At 68.6% G+C, this 20,529-nt stretch carries 18 protein-coding genes; 8 read left to right on the forward strand and 10 right to left on the reverse strand.

Going from position 1 to position 20,529, the window contains the following annotated elements; genetic code table 11:
• Positions 1–18: 18 nt before the first annotated feature.
• The 3 genes from ASG80_RS19190 to ASG80_RS19200 are packed head-to-tail and all read right to left on the reverse strand — an operon-like array spanning position 19 to position 3,615.
• On the reverse strand, positions 19–1,032 hold the full coding sequence (locus tag ASG80_RS19190; protein WP_056733722.1) for a carbohydrate kinase: 1,014 nt from the start codon (positions 1,030–1,032) through the stop codon (positions 19–21).
• Positions 1,016–2,260 (reverse strand): glycoside hydrolase family 32 protein, encoded by a 1,245-nt coding sequence (locus ASG80_RS19195; protein ID WP_200952628.1) that lies wholly within the window; start codon positions 2,258–2,260, stop codon positions 1,016–1,018. Before ASG80_RS19195 ends, ASG80_RS19190 begins: the two co-directional genes overlap by 17 nt.
• Positions 2,257–3,615 (reverse strand): glycoside hydrolase family 172 protein, encoded by a 1,359-nt coding sequence (locus ASG80_RS19200; protein WP_056733725.1) that lies wholly within the window; start codon positions 3,613–3,615, stop codon positions 2,257–2,259. The genes ASG80_RS19195 and ASG80_RS19200 overlap by 4 nt, the downstream gene beginning before the upstream one ends.
• A gap of 219 nt (positions 3,616–3,834) precedes the next feature.
• Between ASG80_RS19200 and ASG80_RS19205 the strand changes: the two genes are divergently transcribed.
• The 4 genes from ASG80_RS19205 to ASG80_RS19220 all read left to right on the forward strand — a co-directional run bounded on the left by ASG80_RS19205 (position 3,835) and on the right by ASG80_RS19220 (position 8,231).
• The gene (locus tag ASG80_RS19205; RefSeq protein WP_056733896.1) at positions 3,835–4,866 is read left to right on the forward strand and encodes a LacI family DNA-binding transcriptional regulator; all 1,032 of its coding nucleotides are present in this window, start codon (positions 3,835–3,837) and stop codon (positions 4,864–4,866) included.
• A gap of 174 nt (positions 4,867–5,040) precedes the next feature.
• Positions 5,041–6,357, forward strand: coding sequence for an ABC transporter substrate-binding protein (locus ASG80_RS19210; RefSeq protein ID WP_200952629.1), 1,317 nt, complete (start codon positions 5,041–5,043; stop codon positions 6,355–6,357).
• 90 nt (positions 6,358–6,447) lie between these two features.
• Positions 6,448–7,320, forward strand: a complete 873-nt coding sequence (locus tag ASG80_RS19215; RefSeq protein ID WP_056733729.1) for a carbohydrate ABC transporter permease — start codon at positions 6,448–6,450, stop codon at positions 7,318–7,320.
• The gene (locus ASG80_RS19220) at positions 7,317–8,231 is read left to right on the forward strand and encodes a carbohydrate ABC transporter permease (protein WP_056733731.1); all 915 of its coding nucleotides are present in this window, start codon (positions 7,317–7,319) and stop codon (positions 8,229–8,231) included. The genes ASG80_RS19215 and ASG80_RS19220 overlap by 4 nt, the downstream gene beginning before the upstream one ends.
• A 51-nt stretch (positions 8,232–8,282) precedes the next feature.
• Here ASG80_RS19220 and ASG80_RS19225 read toward each other — a convergent pair whose 3' ends face one another.
• The 5 genes from ASG80_RS19225 to ASG80_RS19245 all read right to left on the reverse strand — a co-directional run bounded on the left by ASG80_RS19225 (position 8,283) and on the right by ASG80_RS19245 (position 13,810).
• Positions 8,283–9,338, reverse strand: coding sequence for a LacI family DNA-binding transcriptional regulator (locus ASG80_RS19225; protein ID WP_056733734.1), 1,056 nt, complete (start codon positions 9,336–9,338; stop codon positions 8,283–8,285).
• A 74-nt stretch (positions 9,339–9,412) separates the two neighbouring features.
• Positions 9,413–10,534, reverse strand: coding sequence for a glycoside hydrolase family 172 protein (locus ASG80_RS19230; RefSeq protein WP_056733737.1), 1,122 nt, complete (start codon positions 10,532–10,534; stop codon positions 9,413–9,415).
• A 60-nt stretch (positions 10,535–10,594) separates the two neighbouring features.
• The gene (locus tag ASG80_RS19235; protein WP_056733739.1) at positions 10,595–11,431 is read right to left on the reverse strand and encodes a carbohydrate ABC transporter permease; all 837 of its coding nucleotides are present in this window, start codon (positions 11,429–11,431) and stop codon (positions 10,595–10,597) included.
• Positions 11,428–12,282, reverse strand: a complete 855-nt coding sequence (locus ASG80_RS19240; RefSeq protein WP_056733897.1) for a carbohydrate ABC transporter permease — start codon at positions 12,280–12,282, stop codon at positions 11,428–11,430. Before ASG80_RS19240 ends, ASG80_RS19235 begins: the two co-directional genes overlap by 4 nt.
• A 202-nt stretch (positions 12,283–12,484) precedes the next feature.
• Complete coding sequence (locus ASG80_RS19245; protein ID WP_056733741.1) at positions 12,485–13,810, reverse strand: ABC transporter substrate-binding protein; 1,326 nt, start codon at positions 13,808–13,810, stop codon at positions 12,485–12,487.
• A 347-nt stretch (positions 13,811–14,157) separates the two neighbouring features.
• Between ASG80_RS19245 and ASG80_RS19250 the strand changes: the two genes are divergently transcribed.
• The 3 genes from ASG80_RS19250 (at position 14,158) to ASG80_RS19260 (ending at position 18,818) form a co-directional block, all read left to right on the forward strand.
• Positions 14,158–17,085: a hypothetical protein gene (locus ASG80_RS19250; RefSeq protein WP_156401962.1), complete on the forward strand. Its 2,928-nt coding sequence runs from the start codon at positions 14,158–14,160 to the stop codon at positions 17,083–17,085.
• A gap of 298 nt (positions 17,086–17,383) precedes the next feature.
• Positions 17,384–18,217, forward strand: coding sequence for an MOSC domain-containing protein (locus ASG80_RS19255; protein ID WP_082590703.1), 834 nt, complete (start codon positions 17,384–17,386; stop codon positions 18,215–18,217).
• A gap of 163 nt (positions 18,218–18,380) precedes the next feature.
• A complete protein-coding gene (locus tag ASG80_RS19260; RefSeq protein WP_056733899.1) occupies positions 18,381–18,818 on the forward strand; it encodes a nitroreductase/quinone reductase family protein in 438 nt (145 codons plus the stop codon).
• Positions 18,819–18,851: 33 nt separating this feature from the next.
• Here ASG80_RS19260 and ASG80_RS19265 read toward each other — a convergent pair whose 3' ends face one another.
• Positions 18,852–19,325, reverse strand: a complete 474-nt coding sequence (locus tag ASG80_RS19265; protein ID WP_082590704.1) for a helix-turn-helix domain-containing protein — start codon at positions 19,323–19,325, stop codon at positions 18,852–18,854.
• A gap of 103 nt (positions 19,326–19,428) precedes the next feature.
• On the opposite strand from ASG80_RS19265, the gene ASG80_RS19270 reads away from it, so the two are divergent.
• The gene (locus ASG80_RS19270; protein ID WP_056733745.1) at positions 19,429–19,923 is read left to right on the forward strand and encodes an SRPBCC domain-containing protein; all 495 of its coding nucleotides are present in this window, start codon (positions 19,429–19,431) and stop codon (positions 19,921–19,923) included.
• Positions 19,924–19,985: 62 nt separating this feature from the next.
• Here the strand turns inward: ASG80_RS19270 and ASG80_RS19275 are convergent, their stop codons facing one another.
• Positions 19,986–20,459: a GyrI-like domain-containing protein gene (locus ASG80_RS19275; protein WP_056733747.1), complete on the reverse strand. Its 474-nt coding sequence runs from the start codon at positions 20,457–20,459 to the stop codon at positions 19,986–19,988.
• Positions 20,460–20,529 lie beyond the last annotated feature (70 nt).

The following is a 20,529-nucleotide window of genomic DNA, read 5'->3' on the forward strand; positions in this document are numbered from 1 at the left end:
CACGGTGGTGCGACACGCTCAGTACGCGACGGTGCCCATGCACGCGGTCGTGCACGTGCTGACGATGTGCGCCCGCAGTGCTCCGTCGAGTTCGGCGGCCGTCGGCAGGTCGGCTCCCACGCGCCCGACGGTGATCGCGGCGGCCTGTGCCGCGCGCCTGCCCAGCCGGCGCACCGCCTCGGCATCGGCCGGGATCGCCCCCTCGGGCAGGAGCCCAGCGAGGAGCGCCGCGGTGAACGAGTCGCCCGCACCGATCGTGTCGCGCACGTCCACGGGACGGGTGGGCACGGCGACGCGGTGCGCCCGGGTGGCGAGCACGGCACCCTCGCCGCCGCGCGTCACGACGGCGAGGCGCACGCCGTGGTCGAGCAGCCTGTCGAGCACGTCGGACGCCGGCTCGTCGGGGTACAGCCACGCGGCATCCTCATCGCTGAGCTTCACGACGTCGGCGAACCGCACGAGCTCCTCGAAGCGGGCAACGGCGGCGGCCCGCGGCGGGAGCAGTGCGGGCCGCACGTTGGGGTCGAGGGAGACGAGTGCGCGCTCGCGAGCGGCTGCCTCGATCGCGTCGCGAACGGCATCGGCGCCGGGCTCGAGGAAGAGGGCGACGGATCCGGCGTGCACGATCCGCGGGCGCAACCGAGGCGGGATCGCCGTTGGTCGCCAGTGCAGGTCGAACAGATAGGTCGCGGAACCGTCGGGTCCGATGGATGCGGAGGCCGTCGACGTCGGCCTGGTCGAGAACGACTCGGGGAGCAGCCGGACCCCCGACCCCACGAGGTGCGCGGCGACCCGATCGCCGTGCGCGTCTCGACCGAGCTCGGTCAGCAGTGCGACGTCCACGCCGAGCCGGCCGAGCCCGAGCGCGACGTTGGCGGGACTCCCGCCCGGTCGTTCGACGACACCGCCGTCGCGGTGCACGATGTCGACGAGCGATTCCCCGATGACGAGCACGTCGACCTCGCGGGGGGAGCCGGCGGCATCCGCCGACTCGTCGGCCGTCGCGCGACGGTGATCAGCGAGCGAGCTCATATGCCTCGAGGCCCCCCTCGACGCTCGTCGCGGTGAGGCGATCCCCCGCCGGAGCGATCGCGGCTCCGAGCACGCCGGTCGGCACCGACACCTCGAGCACGGGTCCGTCGAGCAGCACTCGGATGTCGCCGGAGGCCGGCATCGACCACTCGTCGCCGCCGACCTTCACCACGAGTTCACCGTCAGCGACGCGGAGCGTCGCGGCGAGCTCGTCGCCGGAGGAGATCCGCAGCTCGTCGCGGTCGGCGGGCGACCACCTGAGATCACCCGCGAGCCCGGGGAGCCGCGCGTCGTCGACGACCCTCCCGCGGTAGGCGTCGAGGTCGGGGTGAGGCGTGGCGACGAGCCTGTCGCCGTCGAGCGTGAGCACATGCGGAACGCTGTGCGCACTCGCCCATCCGGCCTCGACGTCGGCGATCCCGCGCATCCAGAAGCTGAGGCACGGCCGGCCCTGGGCGTCGCGGAAGAAGGACGGGGCGTAGTAGCTCGACCCGTAGGTGAGCCGGCCCCAGGACTCCGCGGTGAAGACACCGCCCGCGTACCGCCCGATCGCGTAGCCGGCGTAGTGCAGCACGTCGTCGTCCCACACGGAGGAGACCATGACGTGCCGACCGTCGACCTCGATGATCTGCGGGCACTCCCAGAGGGCACCCATCCATACCGGGTCGGACTCGTTCGTGGACCGCTGCAGCGCGATCCCCTCGTACGCCCACCGCTCGAGATCGGTCGATACGTACGACAGGGCGGTGGCGGTGCCGTCGGCGAGCCCGGCGCCGAGGAACATCCGCCAGCCGTCGGGCTCCTTCACCACGAACGGATCGCGATAGGCGATGATGTCCAGTTCGGCGGGCGCCTCGGCGACGACCGCACCCTTGGACCAGGCGATCCAGCCCTCGTCGTCGGGCGTGGCCACGCGGACCCGGCCGATGCCGATGTCGGGCTGCGTCGTCGCCGTGTAGAAGATGCGCGCGCGACCGTTGTCGGCCACCAGCGAGCCCGTCCAGATGCCGTCGTCGCCCTCGCCGGGTGCGATGGCGACCGGCAGCTCGGTGAGCGAGAAGAGGTCGGCTCCGGTCGCGTGACCCCAGTGGCAGTTCGGCGCCCACGTCGTGCGCTCGGGCACGTACTGGAAGAAGACGTGGTACTCGCCGTCGCGCGCGGTGATGCCGTGCGGGTCGTTGATCCAGCCGCGCTCTGCCGTGAAGTGGAACGACGGTCGCATGGTCATGCCTCCGTCGCGTCGAAGCGGGCACGGATGTCGCGGGCGATCTCGGCATTGCCGCGCTCCCACTCGTCGATCTGCGTGCGACGCTCGGCGCGCATCCGGTCGCGGCGCTCGGTGAACGTGCGCATGCGTTCGGCCGCCGCATCCCGTGCCGCTCGTTGCTCCTTTGTGAGCGCGGGCAACGGCACCTCGATCACGCGGTCGAGCGGGCGCAGTGGCAGCCGCTGCTCGACGTCGGGGATCGTGAGCTCGGGAGAGGGCAGCGTCTGGTACCAGTACGCCGTCGACGACCACTCGTCGGAGAGGTGGTTGCCGTGGCCGTGCTCGAAGGTCACCCTGATGCGCTTCTCGAACCGGATCGGGTCGGCCAGGTGGAAGCGGTAGCTGTGATGGAACCCGGGCACGTCCTCCTCATGCACGATGGTGCCGTTGAAGAGGTAGGCGTTGTGCTGCATGCCCCAGGCATGTCCGAAGTAGTCCTCCATGCCGGTGCCGTGCAGGCTCGGCGGCCAGGTGTCGTCGTCGATGAAGATCATGTCGTCGCCCTCTCCCCACCACGAGCCCTGGAAGTGACGCACCGCGAGCGTGCAGCCCACGTAGTGCCCGCGACCCTCGGTCTCGAGGACGACGTAGTTGTCGGCGCCGTCGAGGTTGGCGACCGTCGTCTCGATGCTGTTGGACTGCAGGTCTGGCCCCCAGCCGGCATTCGGCAGCGCACGGCGCCAGTGGGCGTGGAAGTACACGGTGTCCTCCGGCAGCGGCTCCGCCACGAGCTCGTAGTCGATGTAGAAGTACTGGAGATACGGGATGTCGTTCTGGTTCTCCACCGTGATGCGAGCGCGTGTGCCGAATGGCATCCGGAAGTAGCTGTTGAAGGCGGCACTGCCGCCGAACGTGTGCACCTCGGCCTCCTTCGCCGAGACCGACAGCGGCAGCGCCTCGTAGCTGCCCGACAGCGAGTTCATGAGCCCGAAGAAGTCGCCGAGCGGCGCGATGACACTCGGGGTGTCCTGGTCGTCCCAGTACATCTTGAGCACGACCTTGCGGTAGTAGTCGGGGTCGACGACCTCCCAGCTCACGCCGAGGGCATTGTGGATCTCGAGCATCGGCACACCCACCACTTCCGGGTCGATTTGTCCCGGTCCGGGCTGCACGCGGCAGGACTGCGTCATCCAGATGTGGGTGATGAAGCCCGGACCCTCGATGTCGGCGAGCGTCCGTTCCTCGCCCGGCATGATGATCCAGTTGTCGCGATTGCGCCCCGTCTGGTCGAAGCTCGACGCGCGGGCGGTGCGGGCCCGTCGGGCGCGGGTCAGGTCGCCGAGCATGCCGCTCGGCTGGGTGGGATCGGTCACCATCGTCCTTCCTCGGTCGCGCCGCCCGGTCGCCGGCACGGCACGGATGTCTCGACACGACATCGAAACGTTTGCGTGTCGCACGCTACGGTAACCCCGATTCACCCATCGTGCAAACACTCGCTCAGGTCCGGATTTCCGGGGTACTTCCGGGTAGGAGCGGCCGTAGGGTAGATTTGCGCAAGCTCGATCCAACCGATCGGGCGAGATCGGAGAATGTCGATGGCGACCATGGTGGATGTCGCGAAGATCGCGAACGTGTCGATCTCGACGGTGTCGCACGTGCTGAACGGCACACGGAACGTCGAGCCCGACACCCGGCGACGCGTGACGGACGCCATCGAGAAGACGGGATACCGGCAGGACGCGCTCGCGAGGGCGATGCGGCGATCTCGCACCGACAGCATCGGCCTGGTCGTCTCCGACGCGGGAGAGCCCGCCTTCGCCGAGATGGCGCACGGCGTCGAGCACGCCGCCGCCGAGCAGGGGCTCACGCTGCTCCTCGCGAACTCCGCCGAGGACGCGGACCGCGAGCAGCGCGCGGTCCGCACCCTCCTCGACCGTCGCGTCGACGGGCTCATCCTGGCGCGTTCGGCCGCCTCCACCGCCGGACTCGTGGATTCCCTGGCCGGAGAGAAGGCACCCGTGATCCTGCTCGACCGCCTCTACGCCGACCTGCCGTTCGACCAGGTCGGCGCCGACAACCGCGACACGGCGCGCCGTCTCGTGGCGCATCTCACCGCCGCCGGACACCGCAGGTCCCTCATCGTGGCGGGCGATACCCGGGTTCCGACCCTGCGCGAGCGCCTCGACGGGATCCTCGACGGCATACGCGACGCAGGCCTCCGCGAGGAGGACCAGGTGATCCTCACGGGCACGGACTTCGGCGCGCTGCGGACCGAGGCGGCATCCGCTCTTGCCGATCGCGACCTCACGGTCGTCATCGGCGGCAGCACGCCGCTCGCCACGGCGTCGCTCCAGGCCATCGCCGACGCCGGCCGCTCGACTCCCCGCGACGTGGCCTTCGCGACCTTCGACGGCTACAACCACCCAGACGTGTTCGAGCCGCGGATCACGACCGTGCGTCAGCCTGCGTTCGACATGGGCACGGCGGCCGTCCGGCTCCTCATCGAGCGCATCGAGTCGCCCGACTCGAGCCCGCGCACCGTGCGACTCCGCCAGACGATCGAGCTCCGCGACTCGACCGAGCACTACCGGCGCGACGCGGAGCCCGTCCCGGCCTCGTTGACGTGAAGGCTCGATCCACTTGACAGCCGCCGCGAGTGGATCTACCGTCAGACAAACGTTTCCCGCAAACGTTTCGATGTTTCACTCGAAATCGGCCGGCCGGCCCGCACCCACGGAGCCGCCGGCCAACCACCAAGCACCCGGCATCCGCCGCATTCCCCCGCATCAAAGGAGATGAACGTGTTCCCGTCCCCTCATCGCCGCCCGCTCGGCAGGCTCGCCCTCGGCGTCCTCGCCGCGACCGCGACCATCGCAGCCCTCGCCGGCTGCGGATCCGCCGGCAACGCCGACGACGGCACCACCGAGATCACGCTGTCCATGCAGAACCCCGACGTCGAGTCCGCCGATCCGGCCACCTGGGCCATCGTCGAGGCGTTCGAGGAGGCCAACCCCGACATCAGCGTCACCGTCAGCGGCGAGGCCGTATCTGAGCATCTCCAGAAGCTGTCGATCGCCGCGCAGAGCGACACGCTGCCCGACGTCTTCTGGGTGTACAAGTCCACCGCCGAGGAGATGCAGCAGGCCGGCAAGCTCCTCGACCTCGCCCCGGTGCTCGACGAGCTGGAGCTCACCGACTCGTTCCCCGAGAGCACGGTCGCGAACTTCTCGGCCGGCGACGTGATCTACGGCGTCCCCTACCAAGGGCTCCTCACCGGCCTCTGGGTCAACGAGAAGATCCTCGCCGACAACGGGCTCGACGTCCCGGTCACCTTCGACGACCTGGTCAACGTGGCCGAGACGCTCAGCGCCAAGGGCATCACCACGATCTCGAACGGCGCGAACCAGTCGTCGTTCAGCGTGTGGAGCTTCCTGGTCGACCTCGACCGCTTCGGCTACGAGGAGAAGGTCGACGGGATCCTCGACGGCTCCGAGCAGTACGTCAACGACGACTTCCTCCGGCTGTACGAGCACATCGCCGAGCTCCGCGACGCGGGCGCGTTCTCGTCGAACGTGTCGACGCAGACCTACCAGCAGGCCGTCGACCAGTTCACGAGCGGCAATGCGGCGATGCTCGACGCGGGCGTCTGGGCATCCAGCGCGATCCAGGACTCCCAGATCGCGGCCGACACCGGGTTCTGGATCGGCCCGCAGTTCGACGACGGCGTCGGCGAGCAGCACATCGTCATGAACGTGGCATCCGCCCCCTTCGCCGTGAGCGCCACGGTGGCCGCCGACGAGCAGAAGCTCGAGGCGGTGAAGAAGTTCCTGAGCTTCTACTACAGCGACGAAGCCCAGCAGATCATCGTCGACAACGGCCAGCCGCCGGTCACGACGTACGAGCCCGTCGTCGACGCCCAGGCGCAGAGCGCCCTCAAGGCCGCGCTCGACGCGTCGACGGCCGAGGGCGTGACCAGCCCGCAGTCGCAGCCCGACCTGCTGGTTCCCACTCCCGTCGCGAACGCGATGTACGACAGCATCTACGGGGTGATCCAGAATCAGCTCACGCCCGAGCAGGCGCTCGAGCTGGTGCAGAAGGCGCTCGACGCCGAGCAGTGAGCGAGGCGGGGCCGGCCGGGCGATCGCGCGGCCGGCCGCGTCCCACTCGACCGGGAACCGCAGCGGTTCCCCCGAACGAGAGTTGCATCCATGATCTGGGTGAGTTCCCGCTGGAAGATCCTCCTCATGGTGGCGCCGGCGCTGATCGTCTTCACCGCCTTCGTCATCTACCCGGTGCTGTACTCGCTGGGCTTCAGCTTCACGAAGTTCCAGGGGTTCGGCGCTCCCGAGTGGATCGGCCTCGACAACTACGTCGCGCTCGCGGCGGACCCGTTCTTCTGGCAGTCGTTGCAGAACACGATCGTCATCCTGGTGGTGAGCCTCGTGGTCCTCATCCCCGCGTCGTTCGCCCTCGCGCTGCTCCTGCGGCGCCGGGTCACGGGCGGGGGTGCGATGCGTGCGCTCGTGTTCGGGCCGGCGATCATCGCGCCGATCCTCGTCGGCCTGATCTGGGTCTTCATCCTCGACCCGAAGATCGGCCTGCTCAACCGGGTGCTGGGGTTCTTCGGCTTCGCCCCCGTGCAGTGGATCGGCGGCGACACCCTGACGCCCTACTCGGTGGCGCTGGTCTTCATCTGGAGCAGCATCGGCTTCGCCATGACGATCTTCTACGCAGGACTGCAACTGCTGCCCGCAGACGTGATGGAGGCGAGCGCCCTCGACGGGGCGACCGGATGGCAGCAGCTGCGGCACATCACCGTGCCCATGATGCGGGAGACGTTCGCCATCGTGACCATCCTCATGATCACCAACGTGTTCAAGATCTTCGAACTCGTCTACATGCTCACCGGCGGAGGACCGGTGCACCGCTCGGAGACCCTCGTGAGCTACATGTACTTCGTCACCTTCACGAACCAGCAGTACGGCTATGGCATGGCGCTCGCGGTCATCATCACCATCCTGGGCGCGGTCGTCTCCGTCGGATACCTCGCCCTCGCACGTGGAAGGAAGCAGCCGGCATGAGCGCACACCTGATCGACGCGGCGATCGAGCCGGCGTCCGAGTTCGCCTTGGCCGAGCCGCCCGCGCAACCGCCGCGTCGTCGACGCGGCCGTTCCGTCGCCCTCTTCGCAGGTGCGGCCGCCTACCTCGTGACGTTCCTCATCGTGCTGCCGATCCTCTGGATCGTCCTGCTGTCGTTCCAGCCGAGCGGCAACATCCTGTCGAATCCCTTCTCGTTCGACCAGCTCACGATCGACAACTACGTTCGGGCCGGGACCGCGCTCCCCCTCCTGCAGATGTACGGCAACACGATCCTCATCGCGCTCGTGTCGGTGACCGTCGGCACCGCGATCTCGTTCATGGCGGCGTTCGCGCTGACGCGCATGATCTTCCGCAGGCGTGGCACGCAGTCGTCGCTGCGGTTCTACCTCCTCGCGGGGCTGGCCGTACCCGTGTACATCCTGCTCTTCCCGGTCTACCGGCTCGACCTCGCGCTCGGGATCTTCGGCACCTACGCGGCGCTGATCCTGCCGTACGTGGCCGTTTCGATCCCGTTCAACACCCTGCTGCTCACCGGCTTCCTGCGCGAGTTCCCGGGCGAGATCGAGGAGGCGGCGATCATCGACGGAGCCGGCCTGTGGCGGCTGTGCACCTCGGTCGTGCTGCCGCTCATGCGGCCGGTGATCGCGACCATCGTCATCTTCAACATCGTGTACGTCTTCAACGAGTTCCCCTTCGCCTCGATCCTCATCAACGATCCCGACATGGTCACCGTCTCGCTGGCCGTCTCCCGTTTCCAGGGGCAGTACACCGTCGACTACGGCGGGATGATGGCCGCCGCGACCCTCGTGCTGCTGCCTCAGCTGGTCATCTACGCGATCTTCCAGCGCCACGTCATCGCAGGCATGACGGTGGGCGCCGTCAAGGGTTGACGATCCGACCCACGCCCGTCGGCCGCTCAGTCGAGGGCGGGCGGCGCGGGCTCAGGCGCGCGCGGGCGGCGCGACCGACGCGCGCTCCACGATCGGGCAGGCGAGCAGCGTGGGGTGGGCGCCGAGCAGCCGGAGCTCGTCGCGACCTTCCATGAGCGACGTGAGCGTCTCGACCGCCCACGCCCCCAGTTCGTAGTGCGGCAGCGCCACGGTCGTGAGCGCCGGGTACAGGCTCGCGGCGATCGGGTCCTGATCGTCGAAGCCGACGACGGAGACATCCTGCGGGATCGACAACCCCAGCTCGGCGGCCGCGCGGTAGGCACCCATCGCCATGCGGTCGTTGTAGCAGAACACCGCCGTCGGCCGTGTCGCCGGGTCGGCGCCGTGGTCGAGCAGTCCCATCGTGGCCTCGTACCCGCCGATCGCCTCGGACACCGCCTCGACGACGAAGGCGTCGGGGTCGAGGCCGGCCGCGGCCATGCCGTCGCGGTAGCCCTGCAGACGGCCGCGGGTGGCCGGCACGTCGACCGAGCTCGCCGCGAACGCGATCCGGCGGTGCCCGGTGCGCACGAGCAGGTCGACGACGGATGTCGCGCCGGCTCGTTCATCGGGCATCACCGATGGGATCTCGCCGAGCCGGTCGCGCGCGCCGACGAGCACGGCCGGAACCGAGAGCAGTTCGTCGGGCGGCACGACCTCGTCGTGGTAGACGGTGGCGTAGATGATTCCGTCGGCCTGCCGGTCGATGAAGGCCTGAACCTGGGCGGACTCGATGTCGGCATCCTGGTTCAACCGCGAGTTGATGATGGCGAGCGTGAGGTTGTGCCGGCTCGCCTCCTCCTGGGCACCGAGGATGATGCGACCGGCGTGCGGGGTCGTCGCGATCTCCTCGGTGAGCAGGCCGATCATGCCCGAGGCGCGGGTGCGCAATCCGCGCGCGAGGCGGTTCGGCTGGTAGCCGAGCGCCTCGGCGGCGGCGCGCACCCGCGCCTTCGTGAGTTCGCTCGTCCGGGTGTGCGGCGTGTCGTTCAGCACGTGCGAGACGGTCGTCACGGAGACGCCGGCGGCAGCGGCGACGTCGCGTATCCCGACATGCTCGCGTGGCATCCGTCTCCCAGGTTTCACGTCACTGTCTCACCTTCGTACCACCTCGCAGAGGGTTCGTGCGCTCCGGATGCCGCTCACTCGTCCCAGAGGCCGTGCTCGGGCCAGCGGCGCGGCAGGCGCTCCTCGACGGGCGGCAGCTCGGGGTGCGGCTTGTGTGCGCCGGTCTGATACCAGTAGGCGACGCTCGAGTAGTCATTCCCCTGGTCGTTCGCGTGGCCGTGCTCGATCGAGACGCGGAGCGACGTCTGGAAGCGCACCGGGTCCTCGATGTGCCAGCGGAACATGCTCCACAGGCCGAAGTGCTCCTGCGGGCTCGCCCCCAGCGTGATGCCGTGGTAGGGGCCGGCGTACTCGCCGCTGGGGAATCCCCACGCCGCGCCGAAGTAGTCCTCGGTGCCGGTGCCGTGCAGCGACGGCGGCCACACCTCTCCGTCGATGAAGAACATGTCGTCACCTTCGCCGGGCCACGTGAAGACCTGGTTCGAGGCGTCGAAGTTGTCGATGCTGAGCACGCAGCCGACGTAGTGCCCGGTGCCCTCCGCGTCGAGGACCACGTAGTTCTCGTCGCCCGTGAGGTTGGCGCCGGGCAGGTCCCACGGCGCCGGGTTCTCCTCGTCGGTCTCGTGCCGCACGGCCGTCGTCGGCTTCTCCTGCCGGTAGTACGCGTGGAACCGGCCGACGTCGTCGGGGATCGGCTCCTCGGTGAGCTCGTAGTCGACGTAGTAGAAGAGGTTCTGGATCGGCTGGTCGCTCTCGTTGCGGATCTGGATCTTCGCCCGCGAGCCGAACGGCATCGGGAAGTAGCAGTTCATGGCCGCCGCGAACGGACCCTTCGGGCCACGGCGCGGGCCGAACACGGCGTTCAGCGGCAGTGAGATGTAGTGCTTCGCCACCGCGTGGCCGACGCCGAAGAAGTCGCCGAGCGGGGCACGCACGCTCGGGTTCTCCTCGCCGTCCCAGAACATCTCGATCACGAGCTTGCGGAGGTACTTCTCCGAGTAGCAGCGAGTGGTGAGCCAGATGTGCTCGATGCGACCCGAGCCCTCGATGTCGGCGATGACGAACGTCTCGCCGGCGGGCACGACCTTGAAGTCGCGGTTGCCGCCGGTCTGGTCCCAGCTCGACTCGCGGCGCGAGCGTCCGTTCTTGACATGCGCGAGGCCGCCGAGCGGGCTGTTCGGTTGCCAGAATTCCATTGCGTGTTCCGTTTCTACTGGTGGTGGTGCGGATGCCCCGAGGTCGGCGGATGCCGCGGGTCAGCCCTTGACCGCGCCGAGCGTGAGCCCGGCTACGATGTGTCGCTGGAGGAGGAGGGTGAGCAGGATCACGGGGATCGAGTAGACCGCGGCGAGCGCCGTCATCCCGCCCCAGTCCAGGCCGAACTGACTCTGGAAGTTCGCGATGACGATCGGCGTGGTCTGCGCACGGATGCTTGTGAGCAGAAGCGCGAAGAGGAACTCGTTCCACGAAGCGAGGAACGCGAAGATCGCGGTGACGGCCACGCCGCCGGTGACCACGGGGATCACGACGCGCCACAGGGCCTGCAGCCTGGAGCATCCGTCGACCTTCGCGGCCTCGTCGAGCTCGTCGGGTACGGCCTCGAAGAAGCTCGCCATGAGCCAGATCGACAACGGCAGCGAGATGGTCGTGTGTGCGATCGCGAGGCCGAACGACGTGTCGGTGAGCCCGAGGTTCCGCATGATCTCCACGAGCGGCACGCCCACCGCGATGGTCGGCACCATGCGCGTGACGAGCGCGGCGACGATGAAGACCCGGCCGCTCGGGGTGCGGAACCGCGTGATGGCGTAGGCGGCGGGCACCGCGAGCATGAGTGAGAGCGCGGTGCTGATGATGGCGGTGATGACGCTGTTCACGAGCGCCGCGGGCACGCCCTCGCGACTGAGCGCCGAGACGTAGTTCTCCAGCGTCCACTGCGTCGGCAGCACCGTCGGCGGCACCGAGATCGCTTCGAGCGGCGGCTTGAACGACGTGAGCAGCAGGTAGACGAAGGGGAATCCGTAGAGGATGAGTGCGGCCGCGAGCAGCGCCCAGAGCACGATGCGGGTCTTGCCGCGGGTCTCGAGTCCGTTCATCGCGCCTGGCTCCCCGGTCGCCAGATGAGCGCGATGGCCGTGATCGCCACGGCGAGCATCGCGATGAGGTAGACGGTGCCCATCGCGCTCGCGAGGCCGGGCTCGCCGAAGCGGGTCATGGTGCGGTAGATCAAGAGGCTCAAGGTGGTGGTGCTCCCCTGCGGTCCGCCATCCGTCTGGATGAGGATGATGTCGAAGGCGCGTGCGGCGTCGATGCCGCGCACGATGAGGGCGACCGCGATGACCGGTCGCAGCAGCGGGATGATCACGCTGAAGAGCAGCCGCGGGTAGCTCGCGCCGTCGATGCGCGCCGCCTCGATCACGTCGCCCGGGATGTTCTGCAGGCCCGCGAAGAGCACGAGCGTGATGAACGACGTGGTGAGCCAGACATCCGGGAGCGCGACCGAGAAGAGCGCGATGTCGGGGTCACTGAGCCAGTGGATCTGGTCGGGGCTCGAGAGGATGCCCCAGCGGTAGAGCAATTCGTTGACGATGCCGAAGTTGTCGATGAGGAGGAATCGCCAGAGCAGGCCCGCAACGATCGGCGCGATCATGAGCGGGTACATGAAGATCGTGCGGAACACGCTCGATCGACGGCCCAGGGCGGTGAAGAGCAGGGCGACCGCGAGCCCGAGCGTGAACTCCAGCGTCACGACGATGAGCGTGTAGACGACCGTGCGCACCGACGCGTTCTGGAACGCCTCCGACGCGAAGGCAGTCGCGTAGTTCGCGAAGCCCACGAAGGTGCGCGGGCCGCCCGCGATCGGCGAGATCTCGTAGAAGCTGTCGGCGATGAAGCGGATGAGCGGCCACAGCACGAAGGCCGCGAGGAAGAGGCCGGCCGGTGCCATGAGCGCGAGCGCGAAGCCCTTGTCGCTGAGGTGCCGGCGCGTACGGTTGCGGCCACGACCACGACCGGGGGCCGCGGGCGGCCCTTCGGCGGGTCGGGCCGGCCCGGCCGGGGCGGTCTTCTCGACCGCCCCGAGCGGGGACTGCTGAGTGATGCTTGCCACGGGTGCGTCCTTGCCTGTGGGTGTACTGAGGGCTGGCTGCCTACTCGAGGATGGCTTCGATCTGCGACTTGGCGTCCTCGAGCAGGGCGGCGTTGTCCGCGCCCGGCTCGACGGCTTTCTGCAGCATCGGCGTGAGCACCGAGTCGACGATCTCCTGCCACTCCGGCGTGGCCGGGCGGGGGAGCGTCTGGGGTGCGTTCAGGGTGTCGAGCAGTGCCGGGTAGTTCTCGTAGCCGGCCTCGGCGCTCTTCGCCTCGAAGGCCGACTTGCGAGCGACGAGTCCGAGCGACGTGTCGGCCGACAGGTCGTTGTGCTCGTAGGCGAACTGCACGAAGTCCTTCGCCTGCTCCTGCTTGGCACCGGCCCGCGGCACCGAGAGGTACCACGCTCCGGGCACGCCCGCGACGCCGCCGGGCCCTGCGATCATCGGGGCGACGCCGATCGAGTCCTTCACGACCGAGTCGTCGGGGGTACCGCGGTAGGCGTGGCCCCAGAACCGCATCATGGCGAGGTTGCCCTGGTAGAAGAGGTTCTGCGCGCCCGCCCAGTCGAGCTGCGCGGCGCCGGTCGGCGCGAACGGCAGGAGGCTCGTGTAGAAGTCGAGCGCCGCCTTGTGGTCCTCGTCGGCGATCGTCACCTCGCCCGACTCGGCGTCGAGCACCATGTGCTCCTCGCCCGCCTGTGACACGGTGGCCAGCCACTCCGTCTCGACGGCGCCCTTGACATCGGTGCCATAGAGGTCGACCTGGCCGTCGCCGTCGGTGTCGCGCGTGAAGAACTCGGCCACGTCGCGGTACTGTTCCCAGTCGGTGGGCGGGGCGAGCGGGTAGCCGTACTTCGCCTCGAAGTCGGCCTGGTTGGCCGGGTCCTCGAAGAGGTCGGTGCGGTAGAAGAGGATCTCGGAGTTGGTCCACACCGGCATGCCGACGTAGGCGCCGTTGACCTGCGCCTCGGCGACGAGCCCGCCGAAGAGGTCCTCCTTCACCTCGTCGGTGTAGAGGTCGTCGAGCGGGGCGACGCCGTCGGCGAAGGCGCTCAGCCAGATCGCGTCGAGCGCGGCGACGTCGAACGTGGGACTGCCGCTTCCGAGCTCGGCGGAGATGCGGTCGTAGAGACCGGCGTACGGCAGCTCGACGAGGGTGACGGCGGTGCCGGTCTCCTCCTTGTAGAGGTCGGCGATGGGCTGCAGTTCGGCCTTGCCGCCGCCCTCGACGACGACCGTGAGGGTGTCGGCGTCGGCGGATGCCCCGCCGGTGCCGCCGACGCCGCACGCCGCGAGGGCGGCGACGGTGGCGAGGGCGGTCGCGGCAGCGATCCCCACGCGTGCGCCCCGGCGGGGGGACCGGGTGCGTGTGCGAAGCTTCATTACTTCACTCCGTTTCAGGTTGTCTGGTGCAGGATCTTGCGGGTGCCAAGACGTTTTGGCAAAACGTCTTGGCTCAAGCTATGACAACGTTGTCGGTCGAGTCAAGAAGATGACGGTGCCAAAATCGCGGCGGCTCGTTTTGGCAAGAGCGGTGCCGAGTGGGGTGGTGCCGAACGGAGTGCACGGCCGATGCTCACATCGGAAGGCCACCTCCAGTGAGAACCGGAGTACGGCGCATTCCGAGATTCGTGGCCTCTCGAGTGCGATGCGGAGAATGCTCTCCCTCTAACGGGGGCTGCTCTTGAGCATTCCTCGGGCACTAGGATCGGGGCGTCACCGCTTGGGGAGTGGATGCCATGGCCCGGTTACGAGTGCTCGAACTGCGGATCCACGGCATCGCCAACGCCCCACCCGCCGATATGCTGTGCACCACCCAGGAGCGGGTGGAGCGCAAGGACGGCGACGAGGAGGGTTCGTTCTGGCAGATCAAGCCGACGCCCGGGGCACCCGACACGTCACCAGAGCACGTCGAGATCGTCGCCGAGGCCTACTCGTGGGGAAACCAGGCCCGGTCCGGCGGGTCGGCGATTGCCCTCATCGGTCGTGCGATCGTGCACGTCGGTTGGCTCTTCGTGCTCCCGTTCGGGCTCTGCAATCTCGCCTACTGGGCACGACGTGACATCAAGGGCACCGACGAGGCTCCCAATTGGTGGGCTGGCGGAAACGGCGCGATCGCCGTCCGAATGTTCGCGCTGCTCCAGACGCTCTTCTATGTCGTCGGATTCCTTACCGTGTCCGTATATCTGATAGGCCTCCAGTGTGTCCGCGAAGAGCCACCTGGGAAAAAAGTCTTCACAACATGTGCGGCCTTGCCAGGATGGCTCGACTTCCTCACTGGGTTGAGTCCCACCTCTCGGGCGGCCGTGCTCAGCGTCGTGCCGATCGCGATCATCCTACTCATCTACCTCATCGGCAGAACCGCCCGCGGAAACTTCAATCCGCAGCGGTCGTTCGACGATCCGAAGCAAGAGCCGGCCGCAGGTGAAGGCGCGAAGGGCGCAAGTGCGGCGGCTCCGCCACGACCACCCCTGCTCGCGACGGCCGATTTCTGGCACCGTGCGCGGATCGTTCAGACCTCCGAGCGCACGCACTTCGCGGGCGCGATCGCGCTTATTGTGTTCCTCCTGGCTGCCGACACGCTGCTGGACGCCAATCCGAACTCGAGTCCGATCGACCTGCTCCTCCGGTTCGGCACGACGTTCGCGGAGCATCCGATCCCAGCGGTTATGACGGCGATCGGCGGAGCACTGCTCCTCAGTGCCTTCGCGATCACCGCCCTGATCGGGTTGAGCGACAAGATCTGGTCCAACAGTTCGAAGCGGGGCTGGTCGACGGTCCTACTGGTGCTCTCGGCCCTCGCGTATGCGTTCTGGTTGGGTTGGGCGGTTCTCGTCGCACGGGACGACGTGGAGGGAGCAGGCCAGTACCCGGGCGACGCGGAGTTCAGAGGGCTCATCGTGACCCCTACCGTTATTGCCGCGTTGGGAGCGGTGATCGCGGTTGCGAGTCTCGCGTGGGGATACCGGTGGCGTCACGTGGTGATGTGGGTCCTGTTGCCGCTTGCGTTCCTCAGCGTCGTCTGGTCTGAACTCGGCGCCAAGAACGTCTTGGGCGAGGCGCCTTGGCTGCGCCCCGCTCTCTCCTGGACAGCGGTTGCACTCGTCATCGGCGCCCTGATCGTCGCGTACGTGCCATTTCGGAATGCCGAGGTCAGAGAGGCAAGGCGCCTGTCCGGCTGGCATGGAAACGGCGCGGCGGTGGCTCTGTTGTTGGCCCTGTTCTCCTCGCTCGTCATCACGAGCCTGCTGGTGCTCGGCGCGCACTCGTGGCTCACCGCAGACAACGACGCTCCTGAAGTGGCGAACGGGCGGAGAACCATCGAGCCAGCGGCTGCTGCATCGATCGACCCGCCGGCCTTCTACGAGCGCTTCGCCGGAATGCTCGTGATCATGCTTGTGGCACTCATTCTCGTAGCGGTGCTCGCGACGATCGCGGCTCTGCGACGGTATCCGGCATTCAGCCTCCCCGGGCTGACCGTTCCCGAGGGCACGACGCCGGAGCGAAAGGCCGACGACGAGTACCTTGGCGGGACGACCGTGCTCACCGACGATTACCCGGCCAACGAAGTGAAGCCGAGCGGGCGGTTGCGCGCAGTCGCCGACGCCCGCCGCGTCGCCAGCCTTGCCCACCGGGGCGAGCCGATGATGCTGATGCTTGCAATACTCACTGCAATCGCCTTGGTCCCGCTCGCGATCCCCTATTTCGGCGAAATGATCGACGGAAAAGTGTTCGTCCCCGGCGATGCGCCGTCCGCGGGAGTTGAGCCACTCGCGGTCTGGAGCACGCTCTCGAGCATCTCTGGATGGGCACTCGGTCTGCTCGCGATCGCGGCCATCGCCTGGGTCGTAACGAATGCGGTGACCTCCACCGAACGGCCGCTCGGGCTCGTATGGGACATCATCTGCTTCTTCCCGAGGGTCGGGCATCCATTCACTCCGCCCTGCTACGCCGAGCGCGCCGTCCCGGAGGTGAGCAAACGCGTCAAACGTTGGATCAAAGAGGGGGGCGAGGATGCGAGGGTGATCCTCTCTGCCCACTCAATGGGCGCCACCATCGCTGTTGGTGCGGTGTTCTGGTTGCACAACGACACGAACGACGACACTCTCAACAGGGTTTCCCTGCTTACGCACGGCGCGCAACTCCGTGCGTACTTCAGCCGGTACTTCCCCGAGGTGTTCGGCCCCCGTGTACTGGGAGTTCGTGGCACGACGGCACCCGCACTGCTCGCCGCGGACCCGTGGAAACGACAGGTGATCGGAGACCGCCTACGCCCGACGTCGGCCCTGCAGCCCGCCGGGGACCCGCTCACCGTGGTCAAGCTCCTTGGCGGAGACTTCGGGGACGTCGACCATCTCGTCGCGCCCCGGTGGAGGAGCCTCTGGCGGCGGACCGACTTCCTCGGGTTTCCAATCACCGGGTATTGGAGCAATGAGAAGAACGGCGTCAACGGGAACCCCATCGATCGTGGAGCGACCGAGCGTTCGCCCCGCGACTACCTCTGGAAGGTGGCTCGACACAACGACTACCTGTCGACGCTCCAGTATCAGGCGGCCCGCGATGAGCTGATCGAGATGATGGAGGGCAAACGGCCTTTCCGGAAGCTGACCGCCGTCAGTCGCAAACTCATTCGAGGTAGTGCCGGTCGCGCTCGATGAGTTGCGGTACGCGGATACCTCCCGAGCGTCCCACATTCGGGTCGTCGACGACCCGCGCCGCCGCGGCGCCGGCCGATCCGAGGATCGGGCCGACGCCGCGGTCACTGTGGTCAGGAGCCGACCCTCAGGGCCGCCCGCCGAGTGCGCCGCGCGGCGAGCCCTTCTGCGCATGAGCTCGGCCACCCGACGTTGCACGGTGCGCATTGCAACTCGGGGCGGAGGCCGTGCGGCGCGGCTGGGTCTGATCGGCGCGGTTGGGTCTCATCGGCGCGGCAGCCACGTCGGGTACCGTTCTCGCATGCAGGTGACCCGCCTCCGGGTGTATCCCGTCAAGTCGTTCGCCGGCGTCGACGTCGGCTCGGCGTCGGTGCTGCCCTGGGGTCTCGCGGACGATCGCCGCTGGGCAGTCGTCGGCCCAGACGGTGAGCCGGTCACGGCGCGCGAGGCCAACGGGCTGCTCGCCCTGACCGCCGAGGTGCTCGCCGACGGCGGGCTCCTGCTCGGCGCCCGAGACGGCGGCGGSGAGCCGCTGCGGGTGGATGCCCCGACGGAGGCAACGCCGATCCCGGTCGGCCATACGCGTCAGGGCATTGCGCTGCCCGCCGGGTGGGAGGCCGACGAGTGGCTCAGCGCACGCGTCGGCCGGCCGGTGCGGCTCGTCTGGCAACCGGACCCACGCGCGCGCCCCGTCAACCCGGCAAATGGAGGCCAGCCCGGCGATCGGATGTCACTCGCCGACGCCGCGCCGCTGCTGCTCACGAGCGAGGCCTCACTCGCGCAGCTCGACCGTTGGACCGACGACGCGACTCCCCCGCTCGACATGCTGCGCTTCCGCCCGAACGTCGTGATCGACGGCGACGCCGACGAGCCGTTCGCGGAGGACGGCTGGCCGTTCGTGGCGCTCGGCGATGTGCGGTTCCGAGTGAGCGGCATCTGCGACCGCTGCGTGATGACGACGATCGACCCAGTGACGCTCGCGCGCGGCAAGGAGCCCATCCGCACGCTCGCCAAGCACCGCCGCTGGGACGGCAACACCTGGTTCGGCATCCTGCTCGTGCCCGAGCCCGAGGCGGCGACGGGCGCCACGCCGTCGGCGGTCATCGCCGTCGGCGACACAGTGCGCCCGAGCTGAGCGTGGCACTTCGGCACTTCGGCACTTCGGCACCGGCGCGCCCATGCTGCGACTCCCGCCTCTGCGCGCCAGGGTCCACGCCGGCGAGAGCGCGAACGACGTGCGCTCCCTCCGTTCGGCGTCGCTCCTCGACATCCGCACCGGCCGGTCGTACCGTTCAGCCATGACCGGCCGCGTGAAGCGCGCGTACCTGTGGACGCTCAAGAACACGCTCAACCGCCTCGCGCTGCGGCTCGCGCGCAGTGGCCGCGGGCCCTTCGCGCTCGTGCGGCACGTCGGGCGCAAGAGCGGCAAGACGTTCGAGACGCCGATCATCCTCGCGCGGGTGCCCGACGGCTTCGTCGCCGAGCTCACCTACGGCACCGACGTGAATTGGTACCGCAATATCGTCGCCGCCGGGCAGTGCGAGGTGGTCTGGCGCGGACGCGACTATGCGATCGACCGCATGGACCCCCTGCCGGCGGAAGCCGGGATCCGTGCATACGGCGGCGCGAGGGCATTCGTGCTGCGGATGCTGCACCGGCACGAGTTCCGACTGCTGCACGAGGCGCCGGGTCGGCCGGCGTCACCGATGGGCCCTTCTTCGGAGGCGGCGACGTAGCACGCCTCGACCTCCGCCGCGATGCGGCCGCCGCTATCGGACCACACGCTCCCTGGCGCGCAGGCGCGCGAACGCGCTCTCCTCGCCGCCGAAGAGCGACCCGCCCTCGCGCACGGCCCGATGCCACGCGGCGAGCACCTCGTCGCGGTCCATCGCCATGACCGCCTCCCAGGGGTCGTCCGTATCCATCCGGACGCCGCCCATGCCCCACCGCGCCGCCTCGTACAGCAACGGGATGGCGGCGATGCCGCGTTCCGTCGCCGAGTACGTGACCTTGCGGGCATCCGTCTCGCTGGGGGTGCGCACGATGATGCCGCCGCGCTCGAGCCTGGCGAGGCGGTCGGCGAGCACGCTCGGGCCGATGCGCTCCTCGGAGCGCAGGAACTCGCCGAAGGTGTGCTTGCCGAGCGTGAGCAGGTCGCGCATGATCAGCAGCGACCAACTGTCACCGAAGGTCTCCACGGTGAAGTTCGTCGGGCAGGTCGAACGACCGTCAGCTCTCTTCACGAGCCCAGTCTAGGTCATTGACTTTGATCATCATAGTGATTTACGCTTCGATCATCGAAGCGAGACGGATGCCGCTCCGACGGCATCGAGCGAGGGAGCGACCATGACCGACACCACCAGTCCCCAGACGCACGATCTCGTCGTGAGCCGCGACATCCCGGCTCCCATCGAGTCGGCCTGGAAGTCCTGGACCGAACCCGACCACGTGCTTCGCTGGTGGGGCCCGAACGGCTTCACGTGCACGGTCGCCGATCTCGACGTGCGCGTCGGCGGCGCTTCGCTCGTGTGCATGAGCGCGCCCGACTGGGGCTTCCCGGCGCTCTACAGCACGTGGGCGTACACGCTCGTCGACGCACCGCGCCGCCTCGAGTTCGTGCACAACATCGCCGACGAGCACGGCACCACGATCGACCCCGCGGCGATCGGCGCCGCGGGCATCCCGCGCGACGTGCGCCATGTCATCACGTTCGAGCCGATCGCCGACGACGCGACGCGCCTGACCGTCACCGAACTCGGCTACACCGACGCCGAGCAGCTCGCGCTCTCGAAGCAGGGCCTCGAGGAGTCCCTCGACAAGCTCGTCGCGATCTACCGCTGAGCCGGCCCCCGCTCGGATCCGTCACCCGTCATCCGCCACGCGTCATTCGGGTGCGGGTGGTTTCATCCGGCGGGCTTCAGCGGACAGAAGACCACGGTCTTCGTCTCGTCGTCGGGTGTGCCCGGCGGGCTCCAGTACTCCTCCCACATCGTGGTCTCGTCGAGCTGGCGGCCCCGCATGGCAACGGCCGCCGCGACTGCGTCGTAGGCCTCCGACACCTTCTCGTACGACCCCATGTGCGTGATCGTCGCCACCTCGCCGGCGGGCGTCTCGTCGGGCACGACGGTGCCGTCGCCGTCGACCGGCCGCGCCACGACGAAGCCGACGTGGACCGTGACGCTTCCGGTCGTCATGTCCATGTCGGTGTATCGGCCGACCGCCGGGCCCGGACCGAGCAGGCCGAGCGGGCCGAGGTAGGCCGCGACCTTCTCGAACGACGCGCCCATCACGGTCGGGATCCCACTGAACGTGGTCTGAGTGCGGACGACCGCGAGGTCCTGCCGTGGAACCTGCGTGATGCGAACCTCGTACGCCATCGCGTCCCTCCTTCGGCGGTCGTGTCGTACAGAGTGTGGCGCCGGGCCCGGTGTGCCGCAGGGCCTATGG

It is taken from the genome of Agromyces sp. Soil535 (assembly GCF_001428255.1).
Lineage (GTDB): Bacteria > Actinomycetota > Actinomycetes > Actinomycetales > Microbacteriaceae > Agromyces.

Excerpts from the sequence above, each read along its gene's own strand:
- ASG80_RS19200 (WP_056733725.1), bottom strand. The coding sequence starts at position 3,615 with ATGGTGACCGATCCCACCCAGCCGAGCGGCATGCTCGGCGACCTGACC.
- ASG80_RS19235 (WP_056733739.1), bottom strand. The coding sequence starts at position 11,431 with ATGAACGGACTCGAGACCCGCGGCAAGACCCGCATCGTGCTCTGGGCG.
- ASG80_RS19220 (WP_056733731.1), top strand. The coding sequence starts at position 7,317 with ATGAGCGCACACCTGATCGACGCGGCGATCGAGCCGGCGTCCGAGTTC.
- ASG80_RS19190 (WP_056733722.1), bottom strand. The coding sequence starts at position 1,032 with ATGAGCTCGCTCGCTGATCACCGTCGCGCGACGGCCGACGAGTCGGCG.
- ASG80_RS19260 (WP_056733899.1), top strand. The coding sequence starts at position 18,381 with ATGACCGGCCGCGTGAAGCGCGCGTACCTGTGGACGCTCAAGAACACG.
- ASG80_RS19225 (WP_056733734.1), bottom strand. The coding sequence starts at position 9,338 with ATGCCACGCGAGCATGTCGGGATACGCGACGTCGCCGCTGCCGCCGGC.
- ASG80_RS19230 (WP_056733737.1), bottom strand. The coding sequence starts at position 10,534 with ATGGAATTCTGGCAACCGAACAGCCCGCTCGGCGGCCTCGCGCATGTC.
- ASG80_RS19240 (WP_056733897.1), bottom strand. The coding sequence starts at position 12,282 with ATGGCACCGGCCGGCCTCTTCCTCGCGGCCTTCGTGCTGTGGCCGCTC.
- ASG80_RS19275 (WP_056733747.1), bottom strand. The coding sequence starts at position 20,459 with ATGGCGTACGAGGTTCGCATCACGCAGGTTCCACGGCAGGACCTCGCG.
- ASG80_RS19195 (WP_200952628.1), bottom strand. The coding sequence starts at position 2,260 with ATGACCATGCGACCGTCGTTCCACTTCACGGCAGAGCGCGGCTGGATC.
- ASG80_RS19205 (WP_056733896.1), top strand. The coding sequence starts at position 3,835 with ATGGCGACCATGGTGGATGTCGCGAAGATCGCGAACGTGTCGATCTCG.
- ASG80_RS19245 (WP_056733741.1), bottom strand. The coding sequence starts at position 13,810 with ATGAAGCTTCGCACACGCACCCGGTCCCCCCGCCGGGGCGCACGCGTG.
- ASG80_RS19215 (WP_056733729.1), top strand. The coding sequence starts at position 6,448 with ATGATCTGGGTGAGTTCCCGCTGGAAGATCCTCCTCATGGTGGCGCCG.
- ASG80_RS19270 (WP_056733745.1), top strand. The coding sequence starts at position 19,429 with ATGACCGACACCACCAGTCCCCAGACGCACGATCTCGTCGTGAGCCGC.